This is a genomic window from Roseobacter sp. (genome assembly GCF_039970775.1).
Lineage (GTDB): Bacteria > Pseudomonadota > Alphaproteobacteria > Rhodobacterales > Rhodobacteraceae > Roseobacter.
In genome coordinates this window covers 1-12,009 of sequence record NZ_JBDVLG010000064.1, presented here as the reverse complement: position 1 = coordinate 12,009, position 12,009 = coordinate 1, and the positions used below count along the sequence as shown (strand labels likewise).

Here is a 12,009-nt window from a genome sequence, read left to right as displayed (position 1 = left end):
AACACGGCCGTCACGGTCGAGCGTGGCACCGAAAGGCGGGTGGCGGTCGCGGTATCGGCATCCCCCTTCAGCGACACGTCGCTGCTGACGCAATCGGCCACGGGGATGTCGTGCTCGATGGTGCCTTCGCCCTCGGCGATCACCACCAGCGCCAGCCAGGGCGTTTCCTCACGCACGGTCTGGTCGTTGATCACAGCCCCCAGCGACCCCGCGTCGCGGTCCCAGGGCAGGGTGCGGCGCTTGAGCACGATCTGCGGCAACCGGCTGGCATAGGCGCCTTCGCTGTTGGCCGGGGGGAACGTCAGCAAGGCTTGATCAGGGGGCAGTTTAAAGCGCGGTGCTGTCACGTTGATATGAGTGACATGCGGCGCGATGTCCGCGTCAGGATCGGCCGTGTTTGGGTCGTCTGTAAAAAGATCAACCTCGGCTTTCAGCTCATATCGCCCGGCGTCCAGCGCGGGCAGGAACGCATCGTACAGAAAGAATTTTCCACGCTCGACCATGAGGTTATCCTATCTCTCTTCCAGCACTTCGGTGGGGATTTCAACGTCATCGGGCTTGACCCAGGCAAAGCGCACCGGGCCCGTGCCCTTGGTTGCCGCGATCCGAAGGTCCGGCTGAACCGTTTCATTGACGATCCGCGTGACCAGTCGGTCAGCATCAAGATCCGAGGCCAGCACACCATCAAACCGCCCCGGCGTCAGACCGCCCAGATGGACCGAAAGCGGACCCTTTGCTTCCTGTACGGTGTTCACCACGAGGGTCTTGCCGTCGAAGGGCACGAGGATGGGCTGGGTCTTGTCGGCCTCGCCGCCTTCGAACGCCAACGACATTTGGCTGAGCTCGGTCTCGGTGATGATCCCGTCGATCAACAGCGCAACCGACTGTGCCGGACCATCGAACCGCGTGGTGATCAGGGGTGCCTGATCCGTCAGCTCAGAGGCGCGCATCCAGCCCACTCCGCCGCGCCGCCCACCACGGGTGCGCGAAGCGCCCTCGGCGCGGATAAACCCACCCGCGCAGCGGCCCAGGGACCGACCGATATAGGCCAGACGGCTGCCCGCCATCCAGCCGCGGATCTCGGCAGGGGTTTGCCCGCTGTCGCCTGCAATGATCACCACCGCCGCGGCCCGTTTGGGCAGGGTGAATTTTTTCGGCGCAGGGCGCAGATCGGTCAGCACCTTGCCATAGGCGTCGATCAGAAACACCCGCGCGGTGCCCTCAAGCGTCACGACGCCCGCATCCTTGAAGTGTGCAGCCATGTCGCGTCCCGGGATGTCGAAGACGGCAATCTCACCCGGGGCGAGCGCGCGCGCCTTTGTGGCATCCGTGCGGCTTTGCGGCTGTCGCATCATTGCCGCGACACCGCGCAGTGTCACACGGTCAGCGGCACCCGCCCGCGCCGCCCCTGCGCCCAGGCTAGAATGCAACGTTGCGGTCACCGGGACGGCATTCGTGGCTTGGAGCGTCTTGCTGGCGATCTGTGCCCCGGTTTCGGCCCGGATCAGCGGGGCGAGCGGCGTGGTGGCCCCCGGTCGCGGCGGGGCACGGCGGGGCACGTTGATGAGCTCTTCGGCAAAGCTCGCGACACTGGTCCGGCGGGGTTGTTCGAGCAGAGTGTCGACCGGTACGCTCATCATTCCGCGCAGGCGGGGCGCTTGGAATTCGAGCCTGTCGACGCCAAAGAAGCCCGGCTTGATGGTCACCTTCTTACCGCGATCCTGAGCCGCCACGATCCGTTCTGACAACAGGCCCACTCGCATGGGCGTGCGCCGCACACGGTCGCTGTTTTGCAAGGCGGTGACCTCGCGTTGGGGAGTGCGCAGCCAGCGATCCGTGAGCGCGGGCATGCGGGTGTCTCCGAAACTTGCCAGCGATGCCCGTTGGCTGCCGGCTTCAGCGACGAGCCCGGTGATCAGCGCGCCCACAGGCCGCAACGGCAGTGGTTTGCGGGGCCCGGCTTCGACCTGATTGAATGCGATGCCGCCCGTCGATGCATCCGGGATCGGGTTCAGCGCCAAGGGGCGGAAGGCGAAATCAACGCCCTCGGTGGCGCGGACGACCCTTCCACCGGGCACTTTGCGATCATCCGAGGACGGCGCTTCGCCCCAGACGCCCTTGGGAAAGAACCCCGTGCGCCGTGACGTCATGATAATCTGGTCTTCGGCGGCGTTTGTGATCTCTTCCGAGCCAGTGCCGTTGCGCTTGAGCGTCAGTTTCAGCAGCGCCTTTTCCAGCGGCCGTTGCATTGGAGACAATCCCAGAGTGGCGACGGCTTCATCCTGCTCGGCGCGTGTGCCGGGCCTGATATGGGTGATCGGCACCGTTGTGGTCAGCGATAGCTCGAATTCGCTCAAGACATCAAAGGGTTTGTCGGCACTGCCGTCCGCCGTGCCCGGTTCTTCGCCGGTTGCGCTGGCGGGGACCAACACGCCGCGCCCGGCGACCGACGACACCACGCGCGCCGCTGTTCCGCTCTCAAGTTCGAGGTATTTGGCAGCAAATTCGGGCCAGCCGATAGGAGGTGGAGGGATCTTGCCGCCGCCAAAGCGCACGGTCACGCTGATCGGACCCACCTCGACGCGGGCGCGGCCGTTGAATTCTGGGCCTGACACCTCGATCGATGCGCCCAGTGTGAAGCTTAATTTGATGGTTCCGAACCAGGTCTTGATCCGGATGCCCGCCGAGACGCGCGCATGGGCATCCGCCTCATAGCTGAACGGATCGAAATAGACGATGGCATTGCCGCCAAAGCTCAGATGCGCATAAGCAGGGCCGAATTTGGCAGACGCTTCAAAGAGACCGCCCGCCATCATCGCCTCGGAGGTCAGCGCATAATAGGTCTCTGATTTAATGGTGATATTTGAAACCGGGCTCCAGTTCCAACCCAGACGCGGCACAACCGGATAGCCGCTGGCGCTGAAATTTGGATGGTAGCCGCCCAGGGTCAGCACGAACTGGCCTTTGTTGGGCCCATCAAACCAGCTGACAAAGGCGAAACCGCCGGTCAGCCGCGCGGAGGAGTGGAACAACCAGGAATTATCGGTGAGCTGTGCCTGTATCCACAACACGCCTTCGGAGGTGGAAAACCGCGCGATCAGGCCCAATTCGATGGACAAAAGCGCCACTTCAGGGCGCGGCAGGGCCATGCGAGCAAGGCCAAAGATCGTCAGCTCAAACCCATCGCCGAATTCCACCGCAACGACTGCGATGCCATCCACCAATGCGAAAGACGTAAAGCTGATGCCGGCTGCGAACCAGAACTGATCCTTGGCAGGGGGGAAGACCTCGCGCACATCTTCGAGGTACTCCATCAGATCGGATGGCACGGGGGCTTGCGGGTCGAGGGCTGCCAAAAGCGGGAAGGTGTTGAATTGGCCCAGATCCGTCGGGGGAACGATCTCGCGGTTGATGCCAAAGCCGCCGCCGATTCCGGTCAGGAAAAACGCAGGCGGACCGCCAAAAGGCCCCAGCACCGCGCCAAAGGCGAAAAACGCGCTGAAATCGGGCGCACGGGCATAGCCGCCATAGATCGACAGGCCATAGGTGGCAAAGCGTGCGGTCAACATTCCAATGTATTCAAAGGTTTGCGGGGTTTGCGGTGGGGGCGGGTCGGTGAATTTACGTAAGGCGCCCGCCAAAGTGACGCCCGACAGATCGGCCGAGACCGCAAGGCCGGCCAGATCTACATCCCAGGCAGCCGGATCAAAGAACCCGTCGCCCGCTGTCAGATCGTGGCGGAGCTCAAGATCGTCGACGGCGGCTTGCAGGCCCGCGATCTTGACGTTGCCGTCAAACAGCAGGGAAATCGTCTTGAGACGGTCGTTTTCCTCTTGGGTCCCAAGCCCGATCTGATCGACATAAAGCGGGCCAAACTGGCGCCGGATCGGCAGCCACCAAGGCCCGGTGCCATCCCCCGCGCGGAACCGGAATGCGACGCCACCGCCGGGGCGGGTCTGTACCGACAGGGCGGGGCTAAAGCCGGGCGCGAGGGCCGCTTCGCCATCGTTGGTTTCGGCCAGCATGCCCTGGGCCACCGGGTTGCCGCCTGATGCGCCACCGACCGCGACGGCAATGCCTTCGAGCTGAACCTGCGCGCCGCCCAAAAGCTCGGACCCGCCGACCTGCGCCAACACATGCAGGGCGATGGACCCCAGACTGATGGGTTGATCAAGAAGCGGCCGATTGGATCGTCCAATGCGCAGGCCCAACCCATCCACCCGCAAGAGCGGTGCAAAATCCCGCGTGCCGGTATCCAGAAACCCGATGAAGAGACCTGCGCCGGGGCTGTCGATGATCCAGCGGTTGTCGTTTTCGATCCAGAGTGAAATATCGCCATCAATCAGCGTGAATCGCTGCGGTAGGCCGATGCGGAGCCCAAGGATGCCGCCCGTGGTGCCCAGCCCATCATCGCCGGCGCGCCCAAGGCCAATTTCGACGGCACCATCGATGGTGACACTTGGGCCAGCCGCTGCAAGATTTTCGATCAGGGTAAAGACACGTTCGAGCTTGTCATCAAACAGAGCCTGCGCATTCTGACCATTCAGGGGGATGACCTGAAACACCCCGGGATCAAGCCCCCCTGCGGGCGTCAGGATCACATTGGTCAGCACGCTGCGGAGGGTGCCTGTGCCGATGCCGATGTTGAGCACCTCATCGACGGCGGGCAGATCGACCACGAAGGCCCCCAGCAGATCGATGGCCAGATGCATCAACCCTGCGCCGATATCGGCGGGTGTGGTCGCGCCGCCATAGCTGAGGTTGAAGCTTTCGCTATCGATACTGTAGGTCACCGCGAGCGCGTCTGCCGCGTTGTCCGAGAGCGCCAGACCGGTGCTGATGACCCGCGCCGAGGCCAGATCGGGCCCGATATCAAGACCCACAAGCGGGCGCAGAACAATGCCGCCCCCCAAAGGCACCGCACCGGGGCCGAGCGTGGTTTCGAGCCGCTCGAGACCCACATCGCTGAGCGTTGTGGCCATGCTCAGCTGTTCCACGAACGGAAGGCCGGTGAGGGTCCCGCTCAGACGCAGGCGCACGGGTGTGGCCTCAAAACGAAACGCCAGCGTATCGCCGGGGTTTGGCACATTGCTCAGCGTGATTTCGATAAACCCTGCGCCGTTGGTCTGCGCGAGCGTTCCGGGCAGCAGGGGACCCAGTTGGCCCAATCCATTCGCGATCAGTTGAGGCCACCGTGCGGCCAGCGCGGCAGCCGGATCAGACGCCCAGGCGCTGATGGCAGCGCCGTCAAAGGCGGGGTTCGGTGGCGTGCTGCGTAGATCCAACGCATCGCCGATGTCGGCAAGAAGCGTGCCGATGGCGCCACCGTGATCCACTATCGCATCCAGCGCGGCGGGCAGGGCCGCTTGCGCCAAAGCACCCAAGTCGGCCAAGCTGCCGGTGTTGGGGTAGATCCCGATATCGCCGCCCGCGCCGGGGCGCAAAAAGACCTGCAGGTCACCGCTCGCAAGCGCCACATGCACGGCGCGCGTGCCCGCTGGACCGCCTGCCAGCCCGATATGCGCGGAAATCTGGGGACGTGGCGAGAGCCCGTTGCCGAACCCCAGGCCGAAGGTCCCGCCAAAGGCGAGGTCACTGCCCGGTTGGAAGGCCGCCGCGTCCAGTTGAATTTCGACCACCAAACCAGCGGCGTTGCGTGCGCCCAAAGACAGGCCTGGCAGGATGTCCCAATGTCCCGAACTGCCCGCAACACCGATCAGCGGGCGCAGCGCATCCATAAGGGCAATGACCCGATCCGCGCGGAAACTGGGTCCGCCAGCCCCATTTTGGCCGAGAACCGACGATCCGCTCAGCCATCCCACCGGATCGACAAAGGCCTGGGCAGGGATGATGACCCGCGCCTCGGGATCTGCGGTGTTGAGCACACCGATGGCAACCAAGGCAGCCTCGACCACCGGCTGCGCGCTGGGGTCCGCATGGCGCAGCGCTTCGAGGGATCGCGACAAGACATAGGCAAAAAGAACCGGTGGCAGGCTGGGCAGGACCACCGAGACGTCGCCCATGGGCCAGATCGGCAGGACAGCAGGCACACCAGGTACGGGCGCGTCGAACGTCAGGGTGACAGCAAAGGACGGCGCGAGGGTGGCCGTGAGGTTCAGACCCGCGGCGCGCCCCAACCGCAGATTGCCCGCCGTCAGACCCGATGATGACAGCGTCGCCGACAGGGCCCATTCCGCGAGCATATCTTCGCCGGTGCTACCCTCGAGTGTGACCGAGAGCGTCCGCGCGGCGGCGTCAAAGTTGATCGCGGTTTGCGCGCCCAGAAAGCCAGCGATGGCGGTGTTAAGCTCTGCGGTGAGCGCAGGTGTGTTCAGGACTTCTGTCAGGCGCGCGGCGGGGTTGTCCGTCCAGCGGGATAGCGACAGCGGATCAAAGCTGCCGCCCGTGCCCAGAATGCCCGCGGCGCGGAGCACGCCGGCCAAATGTCCCATCATCGCGTCGCCACTGGCCTCGATCTCGACCATAAGCATCGACAAAACTTGGGCAATTTCAGGGGTCGTTAGGGCGGCGCGCCCGTTCACGCCCAGATCGCTGTCAGACAGGCTTGCGTCGATTTCGAGCCTCGGAAAGGCGTGCGGCCCGACCCGCAAGCCAAAAAGGGTCAGTTGAAAACGGTCAGACGGCCCGCTTGCTGCGCCCATGGCAAACCCGCCGTGGATCTCGACAGATCGCAGAGCAAGGGCCGCTTCGGACCCTCCCACCAGCCAGCCTCCCTCGCGGCGCAGATCCAGATGGCCCACAACGCGCTTGTTGGCGCGAAGTTCAGCGATTGGCGGGATTGGATCCAAGTCAAGATCAGCCCCCAGCAGCTCTGTCAGGATGTGTCCCCGCACCCGCAGGGCACCGGGTGTGGCAGGCGTGGTGACGGGTAGATAAAGCCCCAACCCTGCGCCTTCGATGTGTTGCGCTATCCGTTGGACCGATCGGAATTGTGCCCGCAGGCTCAGCCCGGCCGCAAAAATGGCGGTCAGGGCCTGATCAATCGACCGGGCTGCGATTGTGCCATGCACGGCATGCACCTCGAGACTGGCGCGTTTCAAAGGGCTCCAGCCCGCAGGCAGCGCAAGGCCGATCAGGGAAACCGCGTCACATCCGACCCGTGGGGCCAACAATTGCCGGGCCAGATCCAGCGCCCCATCATCCGGCTCGCTTGGGTCCGGGTCAGGCAAGAGTTCGGCCAGTCGCGCCAGCATGTCAGAGACATCGGGGCTTGCTGGGACAGGCAGGGTTGATGCGGTGAGCGGCGTACCCACAAGGATCAGCTTGTTGAGCCCGTCCCCCATTCCGTCCAGCGCGCGCCAGGCCGCATGTCCGGCGGCGGCATCGGCCATGACCACGGCCCCCGCGCGCCCCGCGATGGTGGCCAGGATGTGGGCAAGCCGCGCGGCCTGTCCTGCGACACCGTCCGGATCACCCGCTGGCAATTGGGCATCGCCGCGCGGGGCCAGCAGTACATGCACCACGCCGGGCAGATCGGCCAGCGGCGCATAGCTTAGCGGATCGCGCCCCGGTTCGCGCAGATCGATAACCCGGTCTGCGGCAGGCGTGAGCGTTGGGATCTGGGCCGTTTCGCTGAGGGTCGAGACCACGATCACCGTATCCGGCGCCGCAGTGCCCAGATAGGTCGCAACGTCATGGGCGGCTAAAATCGCAGCGCATCCGCTGTCTTCGACAAGATGCAGTGTGACGCCCGCGGGGATGCTGGCGGGCGGTGCAACCAGCCCGTCGGTCCCGGACCAGAGGTCGCGCGCTGCGATCAATTGCGACGTGACATAGGCTGCATTCAGGCCGCCGGGTAGCCAACCATCAATTTCGGGAAATTCGCTGAAGAGCGCAGCAGAGAGTGAGGCCGCTGAGAGCCCATCGCTGCCGGGCCGCCACTGCCTGAGCGGCAATGAAGCCAACGTTTGCGGCGGTGGCAGCGGGACATCCGGATCCAGCCAAAGCGCCAGTTGTGGCCGATTGGCCGCGCCGTCCAGGGACACCAGTAGCGGATCACTGAGGGTTCCCGCGCCGGTCAAATGCAATCCGATATCTGGCCGCCCGGACAAGAGCCGTGCAAGCGGTTGCAGGGTGACGCGTAGCCCGGCGCCTGCTGTGTCGCCACCTAGTCGGATCAATCGTGCGATCCAGCCGCGCAGTTCCGCCTGCGCATCCTCGATCAGGCCTTGAAGCGACAGCCTCAGGGCGGATGTCTGACCCAGAGCTGGCGGATCGGGCAGCCAATGGAAGGCGTCGATCAGATCGCGCAGCCAGCCGGGCCCGGCGTCGCGGACCACGAGCGCCACGATCCGTTCGATCGCCTCCCATTGCGCGACGGTCAGGCTGTCAAACAGATCCTCAAATCGCGCGGGAATGGGCGGGATATCGAGCGGCAACAGGATGTCATCAAGCGACATCACCGGGTTGGGCACGTCAAGCGCCAACCGCAACCGCGTCGTAGCCGACCATGTGGCCTGTAGGCCCAGATGATCGCATTGCAGGCTCAGCTGGTCTGCGCTCAGCACCAGCGGCCCGCCGCCCCGGGCGCGACCCAGTGCTGTCAGCTGGATCTGATCCAGGAAACTGGCCGCTGGCGCGACAAAATCCAGCGTGACGAGGCAGGCGCGCATCCGCGTCTCGATCACCGTGCACCGCTCGCCCAGATCGTCCACGCGGAATCGGAACCGGGTGCCGATGCATAACCGCCCCGCTTCAGGTTGCCAGAGGGCGATCGCAAGGTCACTGGTGACATCGAGTGGCAAAAGCCAAGGGTCCGGGTCAGTGCCCGCGCCCGGCACAGCGCCTGCCGCCCCGGTGATCAGCTCGCGCAGGACGCCCAAAACGGCGGGCATATCGGGGGTGTGATCGGCGAGGACGGCTTGCCAATGGGCCCGCAGGGTACCAATGGGATCACCGAGAAACGCAATGACGTCACCGGTTGGATAGCTGCCCGTGGCGCCAGGGGGCGCGCTCAATCCCAACGCCACAGACAACAGGGTCGCGGCGGGGCCAAGTTGGGCCAGAACGGCATCCAACGCGTCGGTCACCGCCTGTGCGCCGGCGGCGGCCACGGCCTCGGGGTCGGTGAGATCCAATGTTGCATAGGACGAGCTGAAGATTTGCGCATCGCGCAATTGCAGCACAATCACCGGCCGCCTGTCGGCATCAAGCGCCAGCCCCAGCGCCAAGGCATCGACGGATACATCCGGTGTAGACAGGCCAATATCAAAGAGGATCTGGGCCTTGAGCTGTGGCAGGGCGGTGGCGGCGCCGGTTCCCAGATCGATCCGCATCAGGTCTGCTGCGAGGCTGGCTGTCACTGCGCCGTCCGCAAAGCTGATGCCGAGACCTAAGGTCACAATCGGCAAACCCGACGGGCCGGGCAGGGCGGTGAGGTTGATGTCCAGACTGGGCAGCCCAGCACCCAGCGGCAGCGCGACGCCGGAGGGTGTGGCCGCCGCGCCATTGCCCAGCAAATCCGCCAAGGCACCGAGCCAGGCGGTCCGCGTAGCCGGGCTCCCGAGTGCTTCGGCCAGCCAGCTTTTCAGCGCTTCAGGCCCGTCACTCAGTACACCCTCAAGTGGCAGGGCGGGGATGCCCGACCCTTGGGATAGGCCAAGCAACCGCGCAAGCGCCTCAAGTTCCGGCGCGGCCCCTGCAGCCGCCCCAAGCTGCGCCTGCAACAACGCCAGAATAAGCTCAATCGCGGCGTCTTCCAAAGCATCTGGATCCAGCAGCGACAGAACAAGATTCCGTGAGGCCGTTTCGCCGGGCAATTGCAGGCCGGTCAGTGACAGACCAACGTTAGGGGACCCGTTGCTGTCTGTCGGGACCGACAGTAAAATCCCGAGACCTGCCAGAGCGGCCTCGCCTGCTGTTGGCGGGCTGGATGACAAAATGAACTCGGCGCTCAATTCGATAACACCGCCCGGCGTGCCGATCAGATCAAAGTCTAGCGCTTCGTCAGGCCCGGGTTTCGGAACGCGAAACAGCGGAAACAAGAGCGCCGCGCGGCAAAGCGTCTCGGGTACGCCGGCGTCGAACTTCACGCCCAGATACAGCCGAACTTCGCCCGCGGGCTGCGCGTCGAGCACAAGGTGAAACCGCACGGTACCCGCCAGCGCGATCGCCTCGCTGAAGACCTCGATCCAGACGCGGCCGGCGCTGTCGGTCTCTTGCTGCCCGTCCCGAGTGGCCGCGACAAAGGCAAGTAAGGCGTCGCGCTGCCCGTCATCGGAGAGGATCGTTTTGAGGTAGCTGCCGGGATCTGATACCCAATTGCCTACGAATTCTCCGGTTTCATCAACCAGACCAAGCGCCCGGAGCAGGTTGGCGACATCGCCGAATTCATCCGCGGAAAAGGCGTTCATCGCGTCACGCCCTTCAGCTGCTGGCGGGCCTCGGTCTCAATGCGCAGCACACCCTTTTCTGCGTGCAGGGCCCGGGGGACCAATTGGTCGTTACGCGCGTCCCGTCCGGACGCGGCGGCCAAGGCATCCGCCACGGCCAGAAGCGAACTATGCGCCAAAGAGATCAACGCGTCCCCCCAGATCTGCGCAATCAGCGCGTCGCCCAGCGGTCTGTCCGGGGCGGCGGTCACCAAACCTGCGACCCGCCCCTCTCCGCCGGTGGCGAAGGGGATGCGCATCGTCGTGCGGATTTGGTCGCAGGTCACGGGGATTGCCAAGGTCACGCGTCGGGGGGCCGTTTCGGTTTTGATGCTGCCAATCTCGACCAGCAACTGATTGACCCCGTCGTCCCACAGAACGCGCTCTGCGGCATCCGCGACATCCGCCGCCGCCTGACGCACGAATGCACCGGACAGTTTATCCGGCAACGGCAGGGCCGCGCCGGCCAGTCCCGCGGCCAATGGTTTTGTGGGAAGCGCCTCTGGTGCGATTTCGCGCAGGGTGCCCAGGAACAGGTCAGCTGTCTGTTTTAATGCTCCGGGCTTTGGTTTTGCGAGATCCAGTTCCGGAAATCGGTCGGCAACCTCCAGAACGATTTCCGGTGCGATGAGCCGACGCAGGGGATCCGACAGGTCCGGCGTCACCGGTCCGATGGGGCGGTCGGTGCCGAGACTGTCGCCAGCGTCAAGGATATCACCCAGACGGTCGCGTATGTCGGCGGGCGCCCCGGGACGGGTCAGGACCGATTGCACGTCAGCCAACAGCCTGTCCTGAAGACTTTGCCTGTCGCTCAGGGTCGGGCTGGGCCGAATAACTCGGCCGGGCGATTGTGGTTCGCGCATGGCGCACTCCGATCTGGCTGTCTCAACAGGTCAGTTGCGCGGCATGCAGCCGCGCGATCGATCTCATTTTGTTGTCGTGACCGGACCGCAAAAGACCCAAGGGCCATGGTCCTGGTGAAAACTATTACCGTCTGAGCGTGCGTAGAATGACGTCGGTAACGAAGCCAAGCGCGAACCAAACGGCGACAAACCCGACCATTTCCAGCGCGAAACTGCCCCACTTGAACCAGATCTGCGCGATGATGAGCGCGACGACAAAGGGTAAGAATTCGCGTTCTAGGCTATGGCGAAAACCCATATTTATCAGGAGGGAATAGATGGTGGCCTCCAATCAGAAAAAATTGACATTGGTCTAAATACAACCCCAGGTTAGTCGATTCCGACCGCGTTTGTCCAGTTTGTTAGTGAATTATTCATATCTGTCGGGGGCTGGTCGGCGGTTTTCTGCGCCCCGGGCCAGCTGAGGTGTCAGAGCCGAAGGGGCGCGAACGCGCATCAGGCTTGCCCACCACGCGGTTTTGGCGGCCTTGGGATGGGTCTGCGCACGGGCGCGGGGGGCACGTCAGGAGGATATTGATATCCGTGTCCAGTTGATGAGCCGGGGCGTGACGCCCTAGGGGTATTGTCACATTAACTTCCCTGAGGTTGATTGCGCCGCTATTTGGCCGTAGCAGATGGCGATGCAGCCCCCAACCATCAGCTACAGGCGCCACCGGTTTCCGCCTGAAGTCATCAGTCACTCAGTTTGGCTCTAT

4 protein-coding genes are annotated in these 12,009 nt (G+C 64.2%); all 4 read right to left on the bottom strand.

Annotated elements, in window-relative coordinates; all coding sequences use genetic code 11:
• On the bottom strand, positions 1-503 hold a 503-nt coding region (locus ABJH13_RS17645; RefSeq protein ID WP_348407537.1), incomplete at its 3' end, for a hypothetical protein.
• Positions 504-512: 9 nt separating this feature from the next.
• Positions 513-10,373 carry a DUF6603 domain-containing protein gene (locus ABJH13_RS17640; RefSeq protein ID WP_348407536.1) on the bottom strand — a complete coding sequence of 3,287 codons (9,861 nt, stop codon included), beginning with the start codon at positions 10,371-10,373 and terminating at the stop codon, positions 513-515.
• Positions 10,370-11,254 (bottom strand): hypothetical protein, encoded by an 885-nt coding sequence (locus ABJH13_RS17635; protein ID WP_348407535.1) that lies wholly within the window; start codon positions 11,252-11,254, stop codon positions 10,370-10,372. The genes ABJH13_RS17640 and ABJH13_RS17635 overlap by 4 nt, the downstream gene beginning before the upstream one ends.
• 124 nt (positions 11,255-11,378) lie before the next feature.
• Complete coding sequence (locus tag ABJH13_RS17630) at positions 11,379-11,552, bottom strand: hypothetical protein (RefSeq protein ID WP_348407534.1); 174 nt, start codon at positions 11,550-11,552, stop codon at positions 11,379-11,381.
• Between the last annotated feature and the right edge of the window lie 457 nt (positions 11,553-12,009).

Bases quoted from the DNA above. Each gene is read 5' to 3' on its own strand.
- ABJH13_RS17640 (WP_348407536.1), bottom strand. From the start codon at position 10,373: ATGAACGCCTTTTCCGCGGATGAATTCGGCGATGTCGCCAACCTGCTC.
- ABJH13_RS17635 (WP_348407535.1), bottom strand. From the start codon at position 11,254: ATGCGCGAACCACAATCGCCCGGCCGAGTTATTCGGCCCAGCCCGACC.
- ABJH13_RS17630 (WP_348407534.1), bottom strand. From the start codon at position 11,552: ATGGGTTTTCGCCATAGCCTAGAACGCGAATTCTTACCCTTTGTCGTC.